Source organism: Halovivax asiaticus JCM 14624, from assembly GCF_000337515.1.
Lineage (GTDB): Archaea > Halobacteriota > Halobacteria > Halobacteriales > Natrialbaceae > Halovivax > Halovivax asiaticus.
The window spans coordinates 325,997-347,825 of the sequence record NZ_AOIQ01000014.1; the positions used below are offsets into that span (position 1 = coordinate 325,997).

The following is a 21,829-nucleotide window of genomic DNA, read 5'->3' on the forward strand; positions in this document are numbered from 1 at the left end:
GCATTGCCAATCGTTGTGCAACAGTTTCTTCGGCGAAACGGTATGTAACATATAATAGCAATTTATGAGTGGCGGCCGGTGGATGCAACCCAACGACGACACCTCGAACCGGTCGAACAGGCGAACGTTTCTGACGACGGCGACGGCCGCAGCGACAGCTGCGACCTCGGTCGCGATCACGGGTACCAGTTCCGCACAGTCCAGCGGGTACGGAACCGTCGTGGACGTAGTCGAGGCCGGTGCCGACAACACCGGGAGCGAACCGATAAACCCGGTCCTGAACCGACTCGCCGGCGTCGGGACGACGGATACCCTTCTCCGGTTCCCGCCGGGGACGTACGCGATGGACGAGATGTTTCGAACCGCCGGCTACGACCATATCGGGTTCGTCGGGGACGACGCGACCATCGTTCCGACGCCGAACTTCGATACGAGCGCGCCGTGGCTCTTCCGGCTTGGGGTACTTGCCAACCCCGGCCGGAACCTCCGCTTCGAGGGATTCACGTTCGACTACAGGGCGCCGGACACGGGTGTCCGGGCGCTCGAGGCCCAGGTCACGACCGGACTGTCGGTCCGCGACGTTCGAGTCGTCGGCGAGCACGACGGCGGCACGTTCGGCCCGGCGCTGTTCACCGTCCTCGACCCCGACGGCTGGGGGACGGTCGAACGGTTCGCGGCCCCGGACGGCGGCGAGTACTCCGTGAACACGCCCGGCGATATCGAGGTCGGACCGACCGGCGTCCTCGTGAGTCCCTACCATCGCGGGACCCTCCGGCTGCGGGACCTCGATATCGGGGGCTTCCCGGACAACGGGCTGTACGCCTCGACGCCGGACGGTCGCGTGCTGGTCGAAGGCGGTCGATTCCGGAACAGCAACGTCGCGAACGTTCGCATCGCCGGTGACGGCAGCGCCGTCTTGGGGACTCGAATCGAAGTCGACGCAAATCGACCCGAGGACGTCAACCAGCGGGGTCTTCGCCTCGACGAAGGCCGGGACCTCCGCGCTGAGAACGTCAGCATCGGCCTGAGCCGACCCAACGGGTACGCCCTTTCGGTTCAGGACGACGTCGAGACGGCACACATCGAGGGTGTCGAGATCACGGTCGGTGACCGGCCGAACACCGCGATGGTCGTCTCACCGACCGCGAACCACGTCTCGATCGACGACACGGAGATCCACCTCGACGGCGGCGGATACGGGCTGGCCATCTTCGGCGACGCGCCTGGCCCCATCGTCGCCCGAAACCTGTCGATTTCCGGCTGGGCGACCGGCCAAGCGGGTCGCCCTGCGGTCCTCTGTTATCGCGATCACTGCGAGTTTCACGACCTCGAAGTCTACCAGCCCGGAACCGATCGGCGCGCCATCGACGTTCACGGAGACGACTGTCTCGTCTCCGGCGGCACCTACATGGCGAGTAACTATCCCCTGTACAACACCGGCTCGCGAACCCGCTTCCACGGTGTGACCGCCGACTCGTGGGGGGAGTATCCCGCGCTCTACCTGCTCGACGGCGACGGGATCGAGATCGTCGACTGCACGCTCTACGGCGGCATTCGAGAGAGGGAGCCGTAGCGAGCCTTCGGAATTGCGAACGGTAAACGAAGCAACCCGTGAGCCGCGAGGGCCGAGTGCTGAGAGGGCCTCGAGATAGTCGAGCGGGGAGCGTAAGCGACCCGTGAGCCGCGAGGGCACTGCGACGGTTGCCACGGAACGCGCCGATACGTCGTAGACGGCGAGCGTCCCGGTCGATCGTCCGTCTCACATTGGGGACCGGCGGTCGCGTCGTGCGTACGGACCTGATCGGCGTGACCGTCTGCTGGCGAGCGTGCTGGACGACGCAGAACGGACAGTTCGCGCCCGCCCAGCACGGCTTAGCCGGTCCGTAGTAATGACCGGACTGTTCGTATACCGTGGCGATGCCCACCGTTTCGGTCGTTATCCCGACGTACAACCGAGCCGCGTTACTCTCCAGAGCCATCGACAGCGTCCTCGCGCAGACGGCCGACGATTTCGAGCTCCTCGTGGTCGACGACGGATCGACGGACGACACCGAGGCCGTCGTCACGGGCTACCGCGACGACCGGGTTCGGTACATCGCGCACGACACCAATCGCGGCGCGAACCAGGCACGAAACACCGGGATCGACGCCGCCGACGGCGACTTCGTCGCGTTCCTCGATTCCGACGACGAGTGGCGCCCCCGGAAGCTCGAAGCCCAGCTCGACCGCCTCGCTACTGACGACGAGTTCGTCGCAGTCTACTGCGATTACGACGTCAAAATTCCCGGTGTTCAGGGTTCCATCAGGGAGACGGCCGCCACCGTGCTTTCGATCGGCGCCGGCGACGACCGGGTCGAAGGGAGCGACGAACTCGTGGGGCCGACGCTGGCCGATACGTTCCACACCGGAGCCGGTTCGACGTTGCTCGTTCGGACCGAGATCGCCCAGCGCATCGGCGGCTTCGACGAGTCGCTCGGCTGGTTTCAGGATCCCGACTTTCTGTTGCGAGTCCTCGAAGCGGGGAAACTCGCCCACGTCCCCACGGAGTTAGTCGTGCGCCATTACTCGGGGTGGCCAGACGCCGACACGGCGGCCGCGGCCGACGAGGAATTCCTGGCGAAACACGACGACCTGGTCCGGGAGTCCGAGTCACGAGGCTACGACGTACACGGTTCGCACGCGCTCATTCTCGCCAAGTATTACCTCCGGGAGGGACGGTTCCGGACGGGACTTCGCCAACTCCGGCGAGCGTCCGTCGGCCCACGAGAGGTCCCGTCGGTGATGTGGTTCGCCGCGTCAGGCGGTCGACGGTGGCGGTCGGTGCTGTTTGCGACGTCCGTCGTCGGGTTCGGGGCGATGCTCGCCCGACGACGCCGATAAGTCGCGTTCACCAGCCGTCGATGCGTCGGCGGCTCGACCGTCAGACGTGCCGTGTCACTCCCGGAACGAGACCGCCACCGTGTCGTCGTGGGTCGCTCCGACGGCAGGATCGACGTCTCAGAACCGAAACACTCCCGCTACTCGGATCAGCTTCGCGTACTCGATAGTGCGTCTCGTCCCGAGTCGACTACTCGGTCATCGGATTCGCGATGCGCACCGAGAACCGACGGCCGCTCACCGCGCAATTGGCGAGAACCGATCCGTCAGCGCGACGACGCTGGCTGCGGCGGCGACGATGTGCATGCCGACGAGTACCGCCACGGCACCGACGGTCGCGCCGGGTTCGTTCTGGAGCACCCAGTAATCCGGGCCGAACGACAGGAGGAGGACGACCGCGGCGACGATCACGAACGTCCGATCCGGCTGGTCGGACCGGCGCGTGAGCAGGCCGAAGACGAGCGTTGCGCCGAGCACGCCGAGGACCGTAAAGAGCGCGACCGGGCCGACGGACAGCTGTTGAATCGACGCGACGAGGTCGGCCGCGAGGACGGCGCCGAGCAGGAGGCCGTTGCCCACCAGCGCGAGGACGAGAGCGACGACGCCTCTGACGGCGAGCGTCGCGGTCGGGATCGATTCACCGGCGGCGTCGAATTGCGATGCCATGTGTCTGTCCGGCGAGTTGCACGCAGGACGGTTAGAGTGTACCCATTTCGCTTCGCCGCCAGCCACCCTCGGGACGAACACGGCCGTTGAAATACTCGCCTCCCGAACGGCCGAGCATGCGCGTGAGCACTGCGGTCGTCGACCGGCTCGCCGAGAGCGGGATCGAGGCCGTCTTCGGGATCCCGGGGAAGCAAACGCTGCCGTTGAACGAGGCGATCGGTGGGCGCGACGACGTCCGGTTCGTCATGGCTCGCCACGAGACCGCCGTCTCGCACCAGGCGTGGGGCTACGCCGAGACCAGCGGCAAGACTGCGGCGACAGTCGTCGTTCCGGGGCCGGGTGACATGAACGCGATGAACGGGCTGAAGAACGCGTACAACGACTGTACGCCGCTGGTCCACATCGCCGTCGAGACGGAACCCGAGATCCGCGGCGGTGAGGGCATCCACGAGACGCCGCCGGACACCTACGACAACGTCGTCAAGGAGAACGTCCTCGTCGAACGCCCGGAGGGCGCGGTCGCCGCGCTCGAGGAGGCCATCGCTATCGCCGAGACGGCCCCGACGGGTCCCGTCCGGGTGGGCATCCCGAAGAACTTCCTCGGAAAGGATGTGGCCGTGGCCGAGCCGCCCGAGTTTTCGCGGGACGGGCCGTCCGGCGCCGCGGAGGCAGACGTCGCGGCCGCCGCGGACCTCCTCGCCGACGCCGACGAACCGGTCGTCATCGCCGGCGGCGGCGTCCGATCGGCGGACGCGAGCGTCGATCTGGAGGCCGTCGCGACGCGACTAGACGCGCCCGTCGTGACTACATACAAGGGCAAGGGGACGATCCCGGCCGACCACCCGCTCTCGGCCGGCACGCTCTCGGGGAGCGCCCCGCCGGCACTCCTCTCCTTACTCGCCGAGGCTGACGCCGCACTCGCCGTCGGGACGAACTTCGACGCGGTCGCGACTCGCGCCTGGTCCGTCGACGTACCCGACGAGCTGGTCCACGTCACGCTCGATCCGGACGATCTGGGAACGGGCTACGAACCCGCCGTCAGCCTTCTGGCGGACGCCGCCGACGCGCTCCCGGCCATCGGGGAGGCCCTCGCCGAGCGCGACGTCGCCGGCCCGACCGGTGCCGACGAGACGCCGGGTTCCGACCGCGCGGCGGCCGTCCGTGACGATTTCGCCGAACACATCGCCGAGCTGGAGGTGACCGACGCCCCACTCACCTCCGTCACTGCACTCGAAACGGTCCGCGACGCCCTCTCCCGCGAGACCGTCGTCGCGGCCGACGCCGGCGGCTTCCGCGTCTGGGGACTCAACGCCTTCCCCGCCTACGGCCCGCGATCCTACGTCAACCCCGGCTCCTGGGCGACCATGGGCACCGGCCTCCCGTCGGGGATCGGTGCGCAGGTCGCGAACCCGGACGAAGACGTCGTCGTCCTCACCGGGGACGGCGGGTTCATGATGTGCATCCACGAGATCCACACCGCCGTCGCCGAGGACCTCCCGCTCACGATCGTCGTCTTCCGCAACGAGGACTACGCGATCATCAGTGAGGAGGCCGAACGCTCCTACGCACTCGCCGAGAGCGCCTACGGCTGGCCCGACGCGCCGATCGACTTCGTCGCGATGGCCGAGAGCATGGGGATGACGGCTCGACGCGCGGAGGGCCGGGACGCGGTGGCCGAGGCGGTCTCGGAAGCCGTTTCGGCTGACGAGCCGGTCCTCGTCGAGGTCCCGACGGACCCGCACGAACCGCAGGCCAGCGAGTGGCTCGCGGAGTGACCGCCGAACGGAGATCGCGCACTGGCGAGTTTACGGTCTGATCCCGGCTACCACGTCGACGACATCGACCAGCGCGTTTCGTTTCAGGAGAGCGAATCCGAGCGCGACGAGCGAGAACCCGGCGACTGCGCCCGGGCCGATCGTCTCGCCCAGGACGAAGACGCCGGCGACCGTCGCGACGACCGGGACGAGGTACGAGACCAGTGCTACCTCGAACGCACCGTACTTCTCGAGGATCGCGAAGTAGATCAGGAAGGCGACCGCGGTCGAGAAGACGCCGAGGTAGAGGACGGCGCCGACGGCGGTCGGGTTCGTTCCTTCGCCGACGAGGTGTTCACCCGCGACCTCGCTCGCCGCGTGGAGGACGAGTGCGCCGACGGCCATCGACCATCCGGTCAGGGCGACGCGGTCGATTGCGGGGGAAAAGCGCTGCACGAGGACGCCGCCGAGGGCGATGCTGCACACCTGTCCGACGACGAGCAGTCGCGCCGCCGTGTCACCGGCCAGCAGCGCGCCCGGATCGGGGGAGATGACCAGCCCGACGCCGACGAATCCGATCGCGACGCCGACGACGCCGACCCTCGTCAGGTGTTCGTCGAGCAGTACGATCGCCAGCAGGGCCGTCACGATCGGGGCCAGCGATTGCAAGATGGCAGCGATGCCGCTCGGGACGGTCTGCTGGGCGACGAACAACAGGCCGTTACCGGCGACCAGAAAACAGCCGCCGGCGGCGATCGCTGCAAGGTCGTCCCGACGCGTCGGAACCCACCCGTCGATGCGAATCGCGGCGACGGCGAGCAGGAGGATCGCAGCCACGTCGTAGCGCAACCCCGCGAAGAAAAGCGGCGGTAGGGAGTCGAGACCCACGCTGATCGCGGGAAACGACAGCCCCCACAGGACAGACAGCACCAGAAAGAGCGAGACGTCGAGCGATCGTGACACGGCGACGAGTTGGGCCGGGAGTTCCAAGGCGCTGGCGGTGGCTGCACGGATCGCCGCCATCGACGCCGGCCGGTCCGTCGTCTCGCCGCGAGACGACTGGTTTTTTGCCGGTCCCCTTCCCCTAGGCGCGTATGAAAGCGGGTGACGGATCGGCCGAGGCGAAGCGCCGGGCGGGGCACGCGGCGGCCGACGCCGTCGAGGATGGGACGGTCGTCGGCCTCGGGACCGGGAGCACGGCGGCCTACGCCATCGAGGCGATCGGCCGGGCCGTCGAGAACGGCCTGGACGTCCGCGGCGTCGCGACCTCCGCGGAATCGGTCCAGTTGGCCCGCGAATGTGGGATCCCGCTGACCACGCTGGCGGCCGTCGACGGTATTGATCTCGCGATCGACGGCGCCGACCAGGTGGCCGACGGCGACCTGATCAAGGGCGGCGGGGCCGCCCACACGCGCGAGAAGCTGATCGACGCGGCGGCAGACCGCTTCCTCGTGGTCGTCGACGACTCGAAGCTGGCCGATCGGCTCGACTGGCCGGTCCCCGTCGCCGTCCTCCAGGGGGCCGAGTCGGTCGTTGCCGAACGGCTTCGGGAACTCGGCGGCGATCCCACGCTGCGCGAGGCCGAGCGAAAGGACGGCCCGGTCGTCACCGACGACGGCCACCTCGTCCTCGACTGTGACTTCGGTCCGATCGACGATCCGGAGGCACTCGCGACCGACCTCTCGGCGATCCCGGGCGTCGTCGAACACGGCCTGTTCGTCGATCTCGCCGACGAGATCTACGTCGGCAGCGCGGACGGCGTCGACGTACTGCAGTGAGTTCGGGCGGCTTACTGTGTGACTCGTTCGACGAGGGTGTCCGCCTGTGCGTCTCGTTCGTCCGCTTCCGTATCGCGCTGAGCGGCCAGCGCGACGACGGCCAGGTAGAGCACGCCCAGGGCCCGCGTGGCGGGGACGACCCACGACTTCAGTTTCAACTCGTGCGGATTCTCGTAGGCGAAGGACTGACTGAATCGGATCAGCGGTCGCGGTGCGAGCACGGCGAGGAGGCCGGCGATCGTGAGCGCGCCGCTGGTCACCGGCGTCCGGCGGCGGCCGCGGCGAAGTTCCCAGACGAACAGGGCGCCTTCCAGCCGGGCGAGCGCGAGCACCTCGGAGCGCAACCGGCCGTCACCAGGATTTTCGAGCCCGATCCGTTCACAGGCGTCGATCACCGGCTGCGGGGCGACGATCTCGACGAGCCCGAACGCGATCAACACCGTTCTGGCCCCTCGCGAGAGCGGATGGCGAGCCATACGCCGCGGTACCACGACCCGCGCGAAAAAGCCCGACCACGGAAACGCCCCTACGGAACACCGTCCGAACGGATCGGCTAAACTACCGTGATTTCCGCCTCTTGTCTGCTTGACATCCTCCCCGCCCTGAAGGGCGAGGATTCCCGAGCGTTGGGATATTACGGTTCGCAACCCGCCTGTTCGCTCGGTGCGAAACGCCCCGAGGTTTGATTGAACAGGTAGGCTACTGGCCGTGCCAAACGGCCGTTACTCATATCCTCGGTTGGAGGATTCTGAGTTATCTTTCTGCGAATGTTCACCGCACCATTCACGTCTGCGTTCATCGTCGCACCGCACGACTTACAGACGTACAGGCCACGCTCCACACGATTCGCGTCACGCTTCCGACCACAACACGAGCACGTCTTCGACGTGTCTCGCTCGTCCTTTCGGTCAACGAGGATGCCGTGTTCCTCCGCCTTGTATTCGAGCAGACTGGTGAAGCGGTCGAACTCCCACCCGTGGAGCTTCTTGTTCCCACTACGCCCCCAGTTGCGAGAGTCGCCGTTCGCATCCGCTCGAATCTCCCTCAAGTCACCGATTGCGATACGACCAATCCCGTGGTCGATACACCGCTCAACGATGTGTTTGGTGAGAGAGTGCAGGAAATGGTCTTTCCGACGCGAGAGTTTCTGTCGGGTACGAAGGGCACGGCGGGAGGGGCCGTTCTCGCCTTCGGTATCGTACTCGTCTCGCGTGTAGTAGTGCTTGTCCTGTTTCAGCACGTTCCCCGGATACAACGCAGCGTTACCATCATCGTAAGCGATCGCGAGGTAGTTGCTAATCCCGAGGTCGATGCCCGCCGTATTATCACCGGGTGCGTCCTCGACGGCGATTTTGACGTTGCAGACGAGGTGGAGTTCCCAGCGGTTGCCGTTCCACACGGCTCTGACCTGCTGGATATTCTCCACGGTCACGTCGGGCCGAGTTTCGTACTCCGCGAGGATGAAGTCTGAACGGTGCTGTTTGAGGTTGAAACCCTTACTCAGGCGGAGTTGACTGTGCTTAGAATCGTGTTTGATGCCCATTTGCTTCCACGTCACGGTGGAACGTGGATGGGTGTCACCTCGCTTGCGGTAGCCAGGCGGATTCGCGTCTGTGTCACCGTTCTTGCGCTTTTTGAACCAACCGTTGAACGCCTCAGCGAGTTCTTCGAGAACACGCTGACTTGACTGCGAATGCAGGTCACTATAGCGTTCGTGATCTTTTAATTCGCGCTTGAGGTCGTCTTCAGACGGAATCTCGCCGGTATCGTCCCACTCTTGTTGGGTGTGGTAGCGGGCGACGTTCCACAGTTTCGATGCTGAGTGCCCGCACTCGTCGAGGTCGTCACTCACTTGGGTGTGGTTGACGATTTTCGCTCGATAGGTCCGGGTTGTCTCCAGCATCGAACTGTGCTCATAAGTACTTATTAATATAGGAATATTAAAAGTAACGACTGGGCGTGGAATATCCGGCGAAGCTATCGAGCGTGGGTAGGGTAGGGCCTGTCGGCTGTATCCTCGCCCTTTGGGGCGAGGTTTTAGCCTCGCAAATTCCATAATCATCGGTTTGGCACCGAAACGAACGGTTTTTGCCGGGTTGTACCGATCGGTGGGCTAGATGCCCGAGACAGCCGATCGAAAGGACGACCACATTCGGATCATCGAAGAAGAAGACGTCGAGACGAGCGGGACCGGCTTCGCCGACGTGGAACTGGTGCATGAGGCGCTGCCGGAGATCCACCGCGACGAGATCGACCAGTCTGTCACGCTGTTCGGGCACGAACTGTCGGCGCCGATCGTCATCGAGAGCATGACGGGCGGCCACCCGAACACGACGGCGCTCAACCGTAACCTGGCCGCGGCCGCCCAGGAGACGGGAATCGCGATGGGCGTCGGCAGCCAGCGCGCCGGTCTCGAACTCGACGACCCCGACCTGCTCGAATCGTACACCGTCGTGCGCGACGTCGCCCCGGATGCCGTTCTCTACGGCAACATCGGTGCGGCTCAGCTCGACGAGTACGGCGTGGCCGAGGTCGAACGCGCCGTCGAGATGATCGACGCCGACGCGATGGCGATCCACCTCAACTTCCTTCAGGAGGCTGTCCAGCCGGAGGGTGACGTCGACGCACGCGGCTGTCTCGAGGCGATCGAGCGGGTTGCCGAGGGGCTCTCCGTGCCCGTCGTCGTCAAAGAGACCGGCAACGGTATCTCGGGGAAGACGGCCGAGCGACTCACCGATGCCGGTGTCGACGCCATCGACGTCGCCGGGCGGGGCGGCACGACCTGGTCCGGCATCGAGGCCTACCGCGCCAGGGCTGTGGGCGCGGATCGGCAGGCAGCGGTCGGCGAGCGATTCCGGCGCTGGGGCCTGCCGACGGCCGTCAGCACGATCGAGGCGGCCGACGTCCACGACTGCGTGATCGCCAGCGGTGGCGTTCGTTCCGGTCTCGACATCGCGAAGGCGATCACGCTCGGCGCCCGGGCTGGCGGACTCGCGAAACCGTTCCTTGGACCGGCGGCCGAGGGGACTGACGCCGTCGTCGACCTGATCGAGACGCTGCAACTGGAACTCGAGACCGCGATGTTCGTCACGGGCTCGCAGCAGGTGGCGGATCTCCGGACGGCGGAGCACGTCGTGCTCGGTCGAACGAAGACGTACCTGTCCGAACGCGCGCCGTGAGCAGGTCGGCTCACCCGTGCGAACTCACCCCCTGCGCGCGATCTCCCTCCTATCTAATCTGCCAACCAAAATCGATCGCCGTCCGCCGATCGACCGGTGGCTCGATCGGCAGTTGACTTCATTCTTCGAAGCGTTGAACCGATACAGGGGCTACTGATCCCGCCTCAATCCCTCCTTGAACTTGTTATCTGAATACTTTAATTCGGACAGTGGGGAATATTTATAACCCTCTCTCCTGTCGTCTCCGCCGGAGCATGGGATCGCGAACCGAGGGCGACGACGGGCCGATTCGGCGCACCGACTCGCTGGAGGCGTTGCTCCAGGCGACCGATCGGGACACGGAGGAGATCGTCGAGGCGCTCCGTGAGAGCGGCCCGCGACGGCACGTCTCCGAGTCGAGCGTCGACGAGGTCCTCGAGACGGCTTCGCGCCCGCAGGCTGCGGACGACGATGCGTTCGCGCTCTCCGGCGGTCCCACACGTACGATTTCGACGACCGGTATCGACGAGGTGTTCGAGACACTGGAATCGGAGGCACCACCGCTCTCGACGGCCTCGGCTCGCGACGCCGCGTCACAATCGGCCACCGAACCCGACGCCTCGACGACTGCGAATGAGTCCGAATCGACCAGCGAACCTGCCGACGCGGCTGGTGAGTCTACTACTCCCTCGCTCGCCGAAGTGGACGGCCAGCAGCACGCGGAGGCGACGACGGTCGCGTCGCTCTCCGGTGGCGGCCCACGACGGACGGTCTCCGAGCAGAGCGTCGACGACATCCTCTCGCTGCTCGACGACGAGGAGCCGGATACGACCGATTCGGACGCGGCTGCCGCCGATCTCAGACCGGACGACGCCGGCGACGCGCTGGCATCGTTACTCGCCGACGCCGAGCCACCAACTGGGTCGACCGAACCGTCGAGCGAGTGCGATGAACCGGAGCGATCACAGGCGACGGACGAGGCGTCGGTGAGCGTCGAACCGTCGAACACGGTAGATGCCGCCGTCTCGGCCCTCGAAACGCACGCTCCGGGCGACGGCGGTGATATCGCCGAGTCGAATCACGGCGCCGACGATTCCCGTGCGGAAGCGACCGACTGCTCGTTCGAGTGGGGTCCACACGAAACGGGGGACGAAGCCGACGTGTCCGACGCGAATCCGGGACCGGTTACCACCGAACAGCCACCGACACCCGACGATGCAGGGGCGCTCGTCACCCGGGCCGAACTCGAAGAGATCGCCGCGCTCGTCTCGGAACCCGAATCGACGCCGACTCGTCCCGACTCGGCCGAAGCGGCAACGGGCCACTCCGCCTCGGCCGAGCCGAGAACGGTCGGCCCGGCCCGTAGTGGGGAAGCGAGCGGGGTGACGGACGAGGCCACAGGGGCCCCGTCGAGTCCGTCAACCGTCGTGGTCAGTGTCGATACGGTCCTCGCCCCGACGGCCGAGCAGTCCGGTGATCGCAACTCCGTGGTGACCGACCGGCGCCGTCGATCGGCGTCGACCGAATCGCCTGCCAGTTCGGCGACTGGAGAACGAGGGACCGAGGAACGTGGACGGGAACCCGCCAACACGAGTGGACCGCTTCGATCGCTCTGGCGTCGCCTCCGAAAGTGGGTGACTCGGCGCTAACTGATCGAGTGGGCCTCCCTATTCGAGTGGCTGCTACCCGGTCGATTGGACGAGTGCACACTAACTGGCCGAGCCGAGGCTACCGGGGAAAAATACGCGTCCACCGCCCGTCGCTCGGGAGTCGGTGAACGGAAAACGCAGTCGAAGTGACCTTACAGGTCGCGCGGCTGGACGGTCTTTCGGTCGTTCGCTTCGGCACGTCGTGCGGCGTCGTCGAGGAGGGCTTCGACTTCCTCGTCGAGTGCGTCGTAGAAGTCCGAGGCGACGTTCTTGTCATCGAGCGCTTCCTTCACTGCGGCCTTGACGATAAGGTCTGCCATACGGTTATCCCGTTCTGCGCACCCCCTTATAAGCGTTCTGTTTAATACACGCTATAGCGCCCCTGAGGATGGCACGAGCGGGTGTCTGGGGGCACGTTTCCACCGAAACCTATATGATGGATGAGGAATGCAGCCGAGTCTTGGCCCGTCACGTCGCGTGTCGACTCCTCGCGCGCGCTCTGGCCCGTGCACCGCCGAGCGAGGGATCGGTGCATCCGTCCACTCGACGAGCCGGGGCTCGCGATTCCGGACGGGAGGCTTTTGTCGATCCGCTCGAACGCCAGCGTATGTCCCGGCACGTCGTCTACGTCCTCCACTGCGCCGACGGGACGCTCTATACCGGATACACGACGGATCTCGAGCGTCGCGTCGACGAGCACAACGCCGGCGAGGGGGCGAAGTACACGCGTTCGCGGACGCCCGTCGAGGTCGTCCACGTCGAGCGATTCGACTCGCGATCGGCGGCGATGTCCCGAGAGTACGAGATCAAACAGTATTCGCGACGCCGGAAAGAGCGCCTCGTCGGGTTCTCGTAGACGCGAGAGACGCTCGTCCGCTCGTCGATTCGACGTGTGTCGTCAGTCGTCGGCGGCGGTCGGCTGGACACAGTGCTCGTCGATGAACGCGTACTCGACGAGTCGTTCGCCGAGCGTCTCGACGCGTTCTTCGAGCGCCGCGTCGCGGAACGCACGGCCGTCGATGGCGTCCGGCGCGGCGACGAAGGCGTCGCTCGCGTTCCTGATCCCGACCTGGTGCGGCAGGGTCCAGCCGTGGACGCCGCGGACCGTCGATCGCATATGTTCGAGCGTCGAGCCGTAACTCCCGCCGCCGGCGGTGGCGAGCAGGCCGACGGTAGTGTCTTCGTACTCGTCCCACCCGCAGTAGTCGTGGAAATTCTTCAGTGCGCCCGAGTACGAACCATGATAGACGGGCGTGCCGAGCGCGACGGCGTCGGCGTCGCGGACGTGTCGGCAGGCGTTCTCGGCGTCGTCCTGCTGGTCGACGTTTGGGTCGTAGACGGGCAGGTCGTACTCACGGAGGTCGAGGAGGTGGGTCTCGGCGCCGGCGTTGGCAGCCGCCTGGAGGACGTATCGGAGGGCGGTTCGCGTGTAGCTGTCCTCGCGAAGGCTGCCGACCACCGCCAGCACGGTCGGTGTACGAGTCATGGGGCCCGTTCGACGGCGAATCGTATAGACGCGTCGTCTTTGCGATCGGTTCGCGTCGCCGCGTTCTTCGCCGAAGAACCCTCACTTTTTTGTCCATTACCCGTCTCGTCCTCCCAATGCACAACAGTGATGGCTCGTATCGTGCGGAGCGAGCCAGGTTCTACGACGAACAGCTTCGCGAGACCGACCGCCCGGATGTCGCGTACTACCGCGAGCTAGCGACGGCGGTCGACGGTCCGGTGCTGGAGGCCGCCTGCGGCACCGGTCGTATCTCCCTCGAACTACTCGCGGCGGGCGTCGACGTGGACGGCTTCGACCTCTCACCCGACGCGCTCGCCGTCCTTCGGGAAAACGCGGCCGAGCGCGGCCTCGATCCCGCCGTCTGGACGGCCGACCTCACCGATTTCGCCGTCGATCGCGAGTACGCCCTCGTGACGTGTCCGTTCAACGCGATCCAGCACCTGCGGACCGTCGACGACCAGCTGGCGGCGCTCGAATCCGCTCACGACGCGCTCGAACCCGGTGGTCGCTTCGTCTTCGACACGTTCGTCCCAGGTTTCGACGTGATCTGTGAGACCTACGGCGAGTGGCAGCCTCGCACGGTCACGCACCGGGGGACGGAACACGACCTTCGAACGCGGACTCGCCTCGTCGACGAGGTCGAACAGTACTTCGAGGTCGAGACGGAGCTGTCCGACCCGGCCGGTGACGTCGTCTTCAGCGAGACAGACCGCCTCTCCATGCTGCCGAAACAGCACGTTGAACTGCTGGCCAGACAGTCGCCGTTCGCGGACTGGACCGTCACCGGCGACTTCACCGACGAGGCGATCGCGGACGGCGATACGATTCAGGTCTGGGAACTCACGCGAGCGGTGTGACCGCTGTGGGTCGAACACCCGCCAGTTTCGGCACGAGCGTTGCATCCTCGCGAACGGAGTGAGCGAGGTTCCCGTCGGCGAAGCCGACGACTTTTTCATCGAAGTTTTTCAGCCAACGCGGGACCGTCGGTCCCGCGAGCCGTGCGAACGGCGCTTCGCGCCGTGAGCAGAGAGCGGGTCGCAGTCGGCGACCCCGACGAAGAAAGAGTTCGGTCGTCGACTTTTTATCAGGTGACGATGGACGGTCGGTATGGAGCAGATCTCGTTCGGGACCGACGGCTGGCGGGCGACACTGGAGACGTTCACCGCGCCGCGGGTCCGGATGGTCGGCCAGGCCGTCGCGACGTACCTGCGTGCGGAAGGCGAGACGGCCCCGGTGGCGATCGGCTACGACGCCCGGGAGACCTCGCGCGGCTTCGCCGAGGAGCTGTCGCGCGTCCTGTGTGCGAACGGGTTCGACGTGGTGCTCTCGGCGCGTGACTGTCCGACGCCGGTGGTCGCCCACGCGATCGTCGAGCGGGAGCTGGCCGGGGCGCTCGTCGTCACGGCCTCGCACAACCCGCCCGAGTACAACGGCGTGAAGTTCATCCCCGGCGATGGCGCTCCGGCACTCCCCGCGGTGATGGACGCGATCGGCGACCGACTCGCCGAACCCGAGGCGCTGCCCGAGTCCGAGCACGGAACCGTCGAGGAGGTCGATCTTCGCGGATCACACGCCGCGGCCGCCCGCGATCGACTCGACGCGATCGCCCCCGGTACCGTCGATTCGATCGCCGGCCTCACCGTCGCCTACGACGCCATGCACGGCTCCGGTCGCGGATACGCGGACCGGCTCCTGTCGGAAGCGGGCGCGTCCGTCGAGCGCCTCCGGTGCGAACGCGACCCCGACTTCGGTGGGACGCCGCCGGAACCCGCCACGGCAAACCTGCAGGACCTGATCGAGCACGTCCAGCGCGGTGACGCCGACCTCGGGATCGCCAACGACGGCGACGCGGATCGAATTGCGGTCGTGACGCCCGAACGCGGCCTCGTCGACGAGAACCTCTTCTTCGCGGCGCTGTACGACTGGCTCTTGACGTTCGATTCGGGGCCGGCCGTCCGAACGGTGTCGACTACGTACCTGATCGACCGCGTCGCCGCGGCCCACGACGAGACCGTCCACGAGGTACCGGTTGGCTTCAAGTGGGTCGCGCAGGCGATGGCCGACCACGACGCGCTCGTCGGCGGCGAGGAGTCGGGCGGGTTCACCGTCCGCGGGCACGTTCGCGAGAAGGACGGCGTGTTCGTGGCGTTGCTCGCCGCGGCCATGCATGCCGACGAGCCGATCGACGCTCGCGTCGATCGCCTCCTCGCGGACTACGGGGCGGTGGTCCAGGACAAGCGTAGCGTCGACTGTCCCGACGCGGAGAAGGCGCGAGTCATCGAGGCGCTCGCCTACGAGATCCCCCAGTCGGTGGCCGGCGAGCCCGTCGAGGACGTCAATACGGCGGACGGGTTCAAACTCCAGCTCGCGGACGGTTCGTGGTTGCTCGTGCGCCCCAGCGGGACCGAACCCGTGTTACGGGTGTACGCCGAGGCGAGCGACGACGAGCGCGTCGACGCACTGCTTACCGAGGGAACCGACCTGGTCGCCCGACTGGTCTGAGTCGGTCCCGTCGGCCGCTGCCCGCCCGTCGAACCCCGCCAGACAACCCCCGTCGAACCGTTGTGCCGGCCCGGATTTTACGAGTTGTGGGCGCGTCAGACCCCCTATGTCATCGGACGGCGACGCGGCCAGAATGGAACTGGGAGCCGACGCCTGGCACCAGGACGAGGACGGGAGCTACTACATCGACTGTCCGGAGTGTGGATCCGCGGCGACGATCGCGAATATCGTCGCCCACGGCCGGTGCAACGGCTACCTGAACGATCGCGAGTCGGACACGGACCTCGACGAGGCGGCGATGAGCTGTACGGCCGAACTCTCCCTCGAACTGGTCTACACCTCGGATCCGTCGGTTTCGGGTGCGGACGAGGCCGTCGGTGGGGAGTAACGTGGACGGAACTTACGTTCAATCTGTCACGGTTTCCGATCGGACTCGGGCCGACGAACCCGCGGTTACTGCCGACAAATTCCACTATACCGGTCGTCCTCCATTCGAACGATTTCGAACCCGAGCGCCTCGTAGAACGGTCGAACGGAGCCGTGGAAGTGGGCGGTCAGGCGTCCCTCGCGTTCTATCGCCGCGTCGACGAGCGCCGCGCCGATCCCTCGGCCGCGATGGCTGTTCCTGACCGCGATCGCGTCGATGTGGGCCCCGCGTTCACGCGGGCTGGCTGGCATCGAATCCGGTTCTCGGCCCGTGGCGGCCGGCTCCGGTTTCAGGACGATCGCCCCGCGGACCGTTCCGGCGCCGTCGGTCGCGACGAGGGCGTCGTCCGCGGCGATTGTCGGTTCGAGGGGCGCGAATTCGAGCATCGCGGCGTCGAGAATTCGTCGAACGGAAAGCGAATCGTCGGGTGTCGCCGGCCGAATCGTGGCGGGGACTGACGGCTCGGCCACGCAGATCACCCGCCCTTGATGAGCCGGAGGACGGTCACCTCGTCGGTCTCGACGGGCTGGTCTTCGGGAACGGGGTGGCCGTCGACGAGGACGCTCACCTCGTGGGGGCTGTAGTCGATGGCTGCGAGGAGTTCCGCGTACGTCGGGGGTGACGACCTGGCGGCCGGTGTCCCTTCGGCCGTCTCGAGGTCGACCTCGTGCGTCTCCTCGCCCTTGACGTCGACGGTCACGCGCATGGCCGGCCGTTCGGGCCGGAGTGGCTTGAGGGCGTCGTCGAGGGAACGTGACCGGGGGACCCCTCCGTTTTCGACGGACGCGCCGACGTCGTCTCGGCTGTCGCCGCTCGATCGTCCCGCTCGCTCCCCCTCATCGCAGGACGTCGAGCAGTTCCGGAACGAGATTAAGCTGGGCCGCCGCACCCATGAGGCCGAAGACGACGACGGCGAGCAGACTGAGCGCGTAGTAAGCGACCCACGTCCTGGAGGGCTGGAACGCTTCGGGGAGGTTCTTCTTCACGACGTACCAGTTCGCCGGGTAGAAGAGGCTCTCGGTGACCGCCAGGATCGCCGCGACGGTGACGACGAACGTGACCGGGACGTTCCCCAGCGCGAGGACGACGACGCTGCTCGCGACGACGGTCGTGCAGACGACCGCCCGGCGAACCGTCTCACTGTCCGGGCTTCGGTCCCCGAGCACCATCGGCGAGATATCGCCGGCGGCCCGCGAGGCCCCGTCGAGGAGCGTGATGACCGTCGAGTACAGCGCGGCGAAGCCGCCCACGAGCATGGCCCAGAACGACCACTCGCCGAACGAATCCGAGAGCACCTGCCCGAGTTCGTACGCGAAGTTCGCGTCATCGAGCGGGGTCGGGTAGAGGACGTTCGACGACAGCACGATCATGGCCGCGACCAGCAGGAAGCTGAACGCGTATCCGATGTTGAAGTCACGTCGGCCGGTCCGGATCCACTCGCGGATGTAGTCGTGGTACCGCTCGTCGTCGGGATCGAGGTCCGCGTCGCGGAGCTGACTCGCGCCTTCCCCTTTCGCCGTACTCCAGCTTCCGATCAGCACGCTCGTGCTGAACCCGGTGGGGGCGAATCCCGCGGCCGCGGCGAACAAGCCGACGAAGACGACCGTGCGTTCGCCACCGAGATCGGGTGAGATGGCCGTCTCCGCCACGACATCGAGCGAGGGCGGGCCGACGACGGCGCCGAGGACCAGCAGGATGCCGAGGACGATCGTGAATCCGAGGAGGATCTTCTCCAGGAGCGTGTAGCGGGCGAAGACCACAAGGGCGCCGGCGATCCCAACGAGGACGACGAACGTCTGGGGGACCGATAGCGGGACCAGCGGGCTCACGAGCGCGGCGCTCGAGAGGCCGACGCCCGCGGTGATCGCGGCGTAGCCGATCACGAAGACGCCGAGTGTATACCACTGCATCCAGTTCGCCGGGCCGGGGAGCTGGTCGTAGGCCTCGACCGGATTCCCGCCGATCCCGTAGTTGTACCGGATGCCGAGCTCCCAGGCACCGTACTTGACCAGGTAGATGAACGCGAAGACCCAGATCGCGAACAGTCCGAAGGTTGCTCCCATCGTCGGCCCGAGGACGATGTGGCTGCCGCCGATCCCGATCAGCGCCCAGAGCATCGAGGGACCGAAGTGATTCCGGAAGAAACCGGCCCAGTCGTCGCTCGGGTAGTCCAGATCGACGTGGTCTTCCCCGTCTGTTACGGTCCCGCCGTCGGAACGACTGTCCCCGCCTGGTTCTGTCCTGCCGCCGGGCTGCCCGTTCCCGCTGGAGTGGGTCTCGTTCCCAGATTGCCTGTCCTCGTTTCTATCGGCCATACTGTACAGCTGTCTCCCCTCCTATTCACAGTTGTGTCGCTTCCACTCTACTTGCGGTACGACCGCGCGTTGGGACGGGAAGCGGCGCCGGTGCCGTGAACCGGTGATGCGATCGACGAGCCGTCGCAAACTCGTCTGCGCTCTCACTCGTACGCGGCGTCGAAGAACGCCGCTTCGAGGTCGACCGTTCGGGCGAAGATGTCGGCGACGCGAGCCCGGCGCTCCGGGGACAGTCGCGGGCCGTACGTGTCGAGCTGGTCGATCAGCCAGTCGGTGTAAGTCTCGAACTCGTCGATCACGTGGATCTCGATCCACTCGTCGAGGTACCACTGATCGAACTCGGCGCCGGCGTCGGCGACGTGACTGCACCAGTCGCGGTAGACCCATTCCGCGGCCGCGGTGACGGCCAGTGACTCCTCGTAGGCGCCCTCGGTGGCCGCGCGGAGCATGAAGTCGTTGAACGCGGCCGTCGTGGGGTGAACCTTCGGCGCCTCACGGCCGGCCTCGGGGACGCCCAGTTCGTCGAACGCCCGCTGGAAGTAGTCGTTCTCGCCCCCGGTGAGGACGGTCAACGACTCGGCGAGGGTGTTCATCTCCGCCATCGTGTGCGCCTGGCTCGCCGCGTGGGCAGTGAGTCGTGCGCCGGCCTCCAGGAACTGGTAGTCCTGAACGAGGTACCGTTCGAAGACGTCGTCGGGCAGGTCGCCGTCGCGGTATTCGGCGACGAATCGGTGGCGCGTCGCCGCTTCCCAATCCGAGCGGTCGCGGAGCCACTCCGAGAAGGCGCCGTCGGCGTCGGGATCGTACGCGCCCGTCATCTCCGCGGTCGTCTCGGAACCGCTCCGATCGGTCACGCTGACCACCCTTCCTTCGCGTAACACATCTCCCAGAATTCGTGTTCGAGCCGGGCGCTCGTCAGGAACGCCTCGCGCATGGCCTCGCGCTCGCCGGGGTTGCGCTCGGCGCAGTCGTCGACGAGGGCCCGCATCCAGTCGGCCACTTCGTAAAACTCGTCGCTGGTGTACATCTCGATGAAAGGCGTGTAGCGGTGCTCCTCGTCGGCCCGCTCGGCCATGTGTTCGGCGACGTCGAGGTAGCCCTGACCGCAGGGGTAGACCGCGGCGGCGATCTCGGGCAGGGTTCCCTCGTGGGCCGTCCGGACGAGGAAGTTGGTGTAGGCGACGCAGGTCGGCGCTTTCTGCGTCGAATCGAGGTCCTCGCGGCTGATGCCGTAGTCCGCGGCGAACGACCGGTGGAGGTCCATTTCGATGTCGAGCGTGGTGTGAGCGACGTTCAGGAGCCCAGCCATCCGCTCCTCCCGCCGGGCCTTGGTCGCTGCGATGGCGAACGTTCGCGCGTAGTCCAGCAGGTATCGGTAGTCCTGCTCCACCCAGTGACGGAAGGCGTCGGGATCGAGCGTCCCGTCGGCCAGTTCCGTGACGAACGGGTGCTCGTACTGCGCTTCCCAGATTTCGGTGCCGGCGTCGAGCAGTTCGTCGCTAAAGGCCATGCAGGGACGTTGGGCAGCCTACGTAATAGGTGGTGGTAGTATCGGGTTGTCGATCGTCAGGCGCCTGGTTTCAGCTGAACCGGTCGCCGCTCCTGCTAACCATTTTAGGTGTCGCGTGAGAAGGCGAACGTATGCCCGCTGACGAATTCGTCGTTCCGCCGGCACTCGAACCCGGAGACAAGGTCGCGATCGTCGCCACCTCGTCCGGCGCGGCGGCGACGTTCCCGCACGTCTACGAACTGGGACTCGAGCGAATCCGGGAGGAGTTCGACCTCGAACCGGTCGCATACCCGACCGCCACGGCCGACCAGGAGACGCTGGCGGCGGACCCGGAGATGCGTGCCCGCGACGTCGAGGAGGCCTTCCGCGATCCGGAGATATCGGGCGTCATCACGACGCTTGGCGGCGACGACCAGATTCGAATCCTGCCACACATAGATCCCGACGTCCTACGGGAGAACCCGACGCGCTTCTTCGGCTACAGCGACAACACGATCCTCGCATCGTACCTCTGGGACCTGGGCATCGTCTCCTATCAGGGTCCCTCCGTCATGACGGAGTTCGCGATGCAGGGGGCGATGTTCGACCACACCGTCGAGTACACCCGCCGGGCGCTCTTCGAGGAGACGATCGGCGAGATCGGGCCGGCCGAGACGTTCTCGGATCACGATCTGAACTGGGCCGACCCCGAAAACCTGGATCGCCGTCGCGAGACGGAGGACGCCGACGGCTGGCGCTGGGCTGGTGGGAGCGACCCTGCTGGCGATGCGGCCGGCGACGCGGACGGATCCGGAGGAGCCGTCACGGGCCGCACCTGGGGCGGGTGCCTCACCGTCCTCGATCAGCTTCTGGCAGCGGACGTCGGCGTGCCGGACCCGGCCGACGTCGACGGTGGGGTGTTCCTGCTGGAGACGTCTGAGGTCATGCCCGACCCGTGGGAGGCACGCCAGTTCCTGACGGCTATGGGTGAGCGAGGACTGCTGACCCGGTTCGACGCCGTCGTCGTCGGTCGTGCGAAGGCCCGCAACGCTTTCGAGGAGCCGCCGGCCGACGAGCGCCGCGAGTACCGCGCGGATCTCCGGGCGGAGATCGAAGACACGATCGCGCTGTACAACCCCGACGTGCCGATCGTCTTCGACGTCGAGTTCGGCCACTGCGCGCCGACGGTGCCTGTTCCCGTGGGTGCGATGGCGACGGTCGACCCCGTCGACGAGCGCCTCTCGTTCGACGGGGCGTGACGGCCGTCGCTCGAATCCTGCGGACACTCTTGGCGACGGCTTGCCACGTCGATCGTGCAGAGAACGGGTGGCGGTGGCAAACGGGTGGTGGCGACGCCGGCGGGCGTTAGCGCAGGTCGCCCCCACGACCGCCCGGCCCCACGCTGGGGAGGACGGCTCGCCTGGCCGGCTGTCCCGCCTCGTCGTGCGCGCCGACGAGGTACCTGGCGAGTTCTTCTTGCGTATGATTTCTGCAGAGGTGATCTTCGAGGGTACGATCCGGGGCGAGTGTCGTCTCGCAGACCGGACAGTCGACGGCTGGTTCGAATGCCATTACTGAAATTGCGTTCAGCGGAGCCACTCATATGGGTGTAGCTTGCATATGCGTCGCCGGCGCCGCGTCCGTCGCTGGCGAACACGGGCGATAGCGCTGTCCGCCGCCCGAATCGTCCTTCGGTCGTTTTATCTT

General features: G+C 66.6%; 23 protein-coding genes. 11 read left to right on the forward strand and 12 right to left on the reverse strand.

The genetic code is table 11. The features are described from left to right. Positions 1-82 precede the first annotated feature (82 nt). Together C479_RS09145 and C479_RS09150 are read left to right on the forward strand one after the other, a co-directional pair. A complete protein-coding gene (locus tag C479_RS09145; protein ID WP_007701309.1) occupies positions 83-1,573 on the forward strand; it encodes a hypothetical protein in 1,491 nt (496 codons plus the stop codon). A gap of 344 nt (positions 1,574-1,917) precedes the next feature. Beyond that, positions 1,918-2,880 (forward strand): glycosyltransferase family 2 protein, encoded by a 963-nt coding sequence (locus C479_RS09150; RefSeq protein ID WP_007701312.1) that lies wholly within the window; start codon positions 1,918-1,920, stop codon positions 2,878-2,880. A 234-nt stretch (positions 2,881-3,114) separates the two neighbouring features. Here the strand turns inward: C479_RS09150 and C479_RS09155 are convergent, their stop codons facing one another. After that, on the reverse strand, positions 3,115-3,543 hold the full coding sequence (locus tag C479_RS09155) for a DUF6069 family protein (protein WP_007701314.1): 429 nt from the start codon (positions 3,541-3,543) through the stop codon (positions 3,115-3,117). A 116-nt stretch (positions 3,544-3,659) separates the two neighbouring features. Here C479_RS09155 and C479_RS09160 point away from each other — a divergent pair, with 116 nt between their 5' ends. Beyond that, positions 3,660-5,318, forward strand: coding sequence for a thiamine pyrophosphate-binding protein (locus C479_RS09160; RefSeq protein ID WP_007701317.1), 1,659 nt, complete (start codon positions 3,660-3,662; stop codon positions 5,316-5,318). Positions 5,319-5,348: 30 nt separating this feature from the next. On the opposite strand, the gene C479_RS09165 is transcribed toward C479_RS09160, so the two are convergent. Next, positions 5,349-6,320 (reverse strand): DMT family transporter, encoded by a 972-nt coding sequence (locus tag C479_RS09165; protein ID WP_007701321.1) that lies wholly within the window; start codon positions 6,318-6,320, stop codon positions 5,349-5,351. A 71-nt stretch (positions 6,321-6,391) separates the two neighbouring features. Between C479_RS09165 and rpiA the strand changes: the two genes are divergently transcribed. After that, positions 6,392-7,075 (forward strand): ribose-5-phosphate isomerase RpiA, encoded by a 684-nt coding sequence (gene rpiA / locus C479_RS09170; RefSeq protein ID WP_007701324.1) that lies wholly within the window; start codon positions 6,392-6,394, stop codon positions 7,073-7,075. 11 nt (positions 7,076-7,086) lie between these two features. On the opposite strand, the gene C479_RS09175 is transcribed toward rpiA, so the two are convergent. Next, positions 7,087-7,551: a hypothetical protein gene (locus tag C479_RS09175; protein WP_049907186.1), complete on the reverse strand. Its 465-nt coding sequence runs from the start codon at positions 7,549-7,551 to the stop codon at positions 7,087-7,089. Positions 7,552-7,709: 158 nt separating this feature from the next. Next, positions 7,710-8,978 carry an RNA-guided endonuclease InsQ/TnpB family protein gene (locus C479_RS09180; RefSeq protein ID WP_007701329.1) on the reverse strand — a complete coding sequence of 423 codons (1,269 nt, stop codon included), beginning with the start codon at positions 8,976-8,978 and terminating at the stop codon, positions 7,710-7,712. A gap of 214 nt (positions 8,979-9,192) precedes the next feature. On the opposite strand from C479_RS09180, the gene fni reads away from it, so the two are divergent. Next, positions 9,193-10,254 (forward strand): type 2 isopentenyl-diphosphate Delta-isomerase, encoded by a 1,062-nt coding sequence (fni, locus tag C479_RS09185; RefSeq protein WP_007701332.1) that lies wholly within the window; start codon positions 9,193-9,195, stop codon positions 10,252-10,254. 254 nt (positions 10,255-10,508) lie between these two features. Further along, positions 10,509-11,882, forward strand: a complete 1,374-nt coding sequence (locus tag C479_RS09190) for a hypothetical protein (RefSeq protein ID WP_007701334.1) — start codon at positions 10,509-10,511, stop codon at positions 11,880-11,882. Positions 11,883-12,034: 152 nt separating this feature from the next. On the opposite strand, the gene C479_RS09195 is transcribed toward C479_RS09190, so the two are convergent. Further along, positions 12,035-12,202: a hypothetical protein gene (locus C479_RS09195; protein ID WP_007701338.1), complete on the reverse strand. Its 168-nt coding sequence runs from the start codon at positions 12,200-12,202 to the stop codon at positions 12,035-12,037. A 287-nt stretch (positions 12,203-12,489) separates the two neighbouring features. Here C479_RS09195 and C479_RS09200 point away from each other — a divergent pair, with 287 nt between their 5' ends. Continuing rightward, a complete protein-coding gene (locus C479_RS09200) occupies positions 12,490-12,738 on the forward strand; it encodes a GIY-YIG nuclease family protein (RefSeq protein WP_007701341.1) in 249 nt (82 codons plus the stop codon). Positions 12,739-12,780: 42 nt separating this feature from the next. Here the strand turns inward: C479_RS09200 and C479_RS09205 are convergent, their stop codons facing one another. Further along, positions 12,781-13,368, reverse strand: coding sequence for an NADPH-dependent FMN reductase (locus C479_RS09205; protein ID WP_007701344.1), 588 nt, complete (start codon positions 13,366-13,368; stop codon positions 12,781-12,783). 116 nt (positions 13,369-13,484) lie between these two features. Between C479_RS09205 and C479_RS09210 the strand changes: the two genes are divergently transcribed. From C479_RS09210 to C479_RS09220, 3 genes are all read left to right on the forward strand, one after another. Beyond that, the gene (locus C479_RS09210; protein WP_007701347.1) at positions 13,485-14,246 is read left to right on the forward strand and encodes a class I SAM-dependent methyltransferase; all 762 of its coding nucleotides are present in this window, start codon (positions 13,485-13,487) and stop codon (positions 14,244-14,246) included. Between the two features lie 250 nt (positions 14,247-14,496). Next, entirely contained in the window at positions 14,497-15,891 is a 1,395-nt protein-coding gene (locus C479_RS09215; RefSeq protein ID WP_007701349.1) for a phosphoglucomutase/phosphomannomutase family protein, read from the forward strand. Positions 15,892-15,997: 106 nt separating this feature from the next. Next, positions 15,998-16,279: a hypothetical protein gene (locus C479_RS09220; RefSeq protein WP_049907187.1), complete on the forward strand. Its 282-nt coding sequence runs from the start codon at positions 15,998-16,000 to the stop codon at positions 16,277-16,279. A gap of 65 nt (positions 16,280-16,344) precedes the next feature. Here C479_RS09220 and C479_RS09225 read toward each other — a convergent pair whose 3' ends face one another. From C479_RS09225 to tenA, 5 genes are all read right to left on the reverse strand, one after another. Further along, positions 16,345-16,797 (reverse strand): GNAT family N-acetyltransferase, encoded by a 453-nt coding sequence (locus tag C479_RS09225; protein ID WP_007701354.1) that lies wholly within the window; start codon positions 16,795-16,797, stop codon positions 16,345-16,347. Beyond that, positions 16,794-17,024 carry a ubiquitin-like small modifier protein SAMP2 gene (gene samp2 / locus C479_RS09230; RefSeq protein WP_007701356.1) on the reverse strand — a complete coding sequence of 77 codons (231 nt, stop codon included), beginning with the start codon at positions 17,022-17,024 and terminating at the stop codon, positions 16,794-16,796. Before samp2 ends, C479_RS09225 begins: the two co-directional genes overlap by 4 nt. A 130-nt stretch (positions 17,025-17,154) precedes the next feature. Then, positions 17,155-18,633 (reverse strand): Nramp family divalent metal transporter, encoded by a 1,479-nt coding sequence (locus tag C479_RS09235; RefSeq protein ID WP_007701357.1) that lies wholly within the window; start codon positions 18,631-18,633, stop codon positions 17,155-17,157. Positions 18,634-18,776: 143 nt separating this feature from the next. Then, positions 18,777-19,487, reverse strand: coding sequence for a TenA family protein (locus tag C479_RS09240; RefSeq protein ID WP_206536717.1), 711 nt, complete (start codon positions 19,485-19,487; stop codon positions 18,777-18,779). After that, positions 19,484-20,143: a thiaminase II gene (gene tenA, locus C479_RS09245; RefSeq protein WP_007701361.1), complete on the reverse strand. Its 660-nt coding sequence runs from the start codon at positions 20,141-20,143 to the stop codon at positions 19,484-19,486. The genes C479_RS09240 and tenA overlap by 4 nt, the downstream gene beginning before the upstream one ends. A 131-nt stretch (positions 20,144-20,274) precedes the next feature. Here tenA and C479_RS09250 point away from each other — a divergent pair, with 131 nt between their 5' ends. After that, complete coding sequence (locus tag C479_RS09250) at positions 20,275-21,381, forward strand: S66 family peptidase (RefSeq protein ID WP_007701363.1); 1,107 nt, start codon at positions 20,275-20,277, stop codon at positions 21,379-21,381. A 106-nt stretch (positions 21,382-21,487) separates the two neighbouring features. Here C479_RS09250 and C479_RS09255 read toward each other — a convergent pair whose 3' ends face one another. Further along, positions 21,488-21,694, reverse strand: coding sequence for a hypothetical protein (locus C479_RS09255; protein ID WP_007701366.1), 207 nt, complete (start codon positions 21,692-21,694; stop codon positions 21,488-21,490). Positions 21,695-21,829 lie beyond the last annotated feature (135 nt).

What these genes read in the sequence shown, in the direction of transcription:
- C479_RS09210 (WP_007701347.1), top strand. Translation starts at nt 13,485, where the DNA reads ATGCACAACAGTGATGGCTCGTATCGTGCGGAGCGAGCCAGGTTCTAC.
- C479_RS09195 (WP_007701338.1), bottom strand. Translation starts at nt 12,202, where the DNA reads ATGGCAGACCTTATCGTCAAGGCCGCAGTGAAGGAAGCGCTCGATGAC.
- C479_RS09215 (WP_007701349.1), top strand. Translation starts at nt 14,497, where the DNA reads ATGGAGCAGATCTCGTTCGGGACCGACGGCTGGCGGGCGACACTGGAG.
- tenA (WP_007701361.1), bottom strand. Translation starts at nt 20,143, where the DNA reads ATGGCCTTTAGCGACGAACTGCTCGACGCCGGCACCGAAATCTGGGAA.
- C479_RS09250 (WP_007701363.1), top strand. Translation starts at nt 20,275, where the DNA reads ATGCCCGCTGACGAATTCGTCGTTCCGCCGGCACTCGAACCCGGAGAC.
- fni (WP_007701332.1), top strand. Translation starts at nt 9,193, where the DNA reads ATGCCCGAGACAGCCGATCGAAAGGACGACCACATTCGGATCATCGAA.
- C479_RS09205 (WP_007701344.1), bottom strand. Translation starts at nt 13,368, where the DNA reads ATGACTCGTACACCGACCGTGCTGGCGGTGGTCGGCAGCCTTCGCGAG.
- C479_RS09150 (WP_007701312.1), top strand. Translation starts at nt 1,918, where the DNA reads ATGCCCACCGTTTCGGTCGTTATCCCGACGTACAACCGAGCCGCGTTA.
- C479_RS09190 (WP_007701334.1), top strand. Translation starts at nt 10,509, where the DNA reads ATGGGATCGCGAACCGAGGGCGACGACGGGCCGATTCGGCGCACCGAC.
- C479_RS09175 (WP_049907186.1), bottom strand. Translation starts at nt 7,551, where the DNA reads ATGGCTCGCCATCCGCTCTCGCGAGGGGCCAGAACGGTGTTGATCGCG.
- C479_RS09165 (WP_007701321.1), bottom strand. Translation starts at nt 6,320, where the DNA reads ATGGCGGCGATCCGTGCAGCCACCGCCAGCGCCTTGGAACTCCCGGCC.
- C479_RS09255 (WP_007701366.1), bottom strand. Translation starts at nt 21,694, where the DNA reads ATGGCATTCGAACCAGCCGTCGACTGTCCGGTCTGCGAGACGACACTC.
- C479_RS09200 (WP_007701341.1), top strand. Translation starts at nt 12,490, where the DNA reads ATGTCCCGGCACGTCGTCTACGTCCTCCACTGCGCCGACGGGACGCTC.
- samp2 (WP_007701356.1), bottom strand. Translation starts at nt 17,024, where the DNA reads ATGCGCGTGACCGTCGACGTCAAGGGCGAGGAGACGCACGAGGTCGAC.
- C479_RS09145 (WP_007701309.1), top strand. Translation starts at nt 83, where the DNA reads ATGCAACCCAACGACGACACCTCGAACCGGTCGAACAGGCGAACGTTT.
- C479_RS09155 (WP_007701314.1), bottom strand. Translation starts at nt 3,543, where the DNA reads ATGGCATCGCAATTCGACGCCGCCGGTGAATCGATCCCGACCGCGACG.
- C479_RS09220 (WP_049907187.1), top strand. Translation starts at nt 15,998, where the DNA reads ATGTCATCGGACGGCGACGCGGCCAGAATGGAACTGGGAGCCGACGCC.
- C479_RS09235 (WP_007701357.1), bottom strand. Translation starts at nt 18,633, where the DNA reads ATGGCCGATAGAAACGAGGACAGGCAATCTGGGAACGAGACCCACTCC.
- C479_RS09160 (WP_007701317.1), top strand. Translation starts at nt 3,660, where the DNA reads ATGCGCGTGAGCACTGCGGTCGTCGACCGGCTCGCCGAGAGCGGGATC.
- rpiA (WP_007701324.1), top strand. Translation starts at nt 6,392, where the DNA reads ATGAAAGCGGGTGACGGATCGGCCGAGGCGAAGCGCCGGGCGGGGCAC.
- C479_RS09180 (WP_007701329.1), bottom strand. Translation starts at nt 8,978, where the DNA reads ATGCTGGAGACAACCCGGACCTATCGAGCGAAAATCGTCAACCACACC.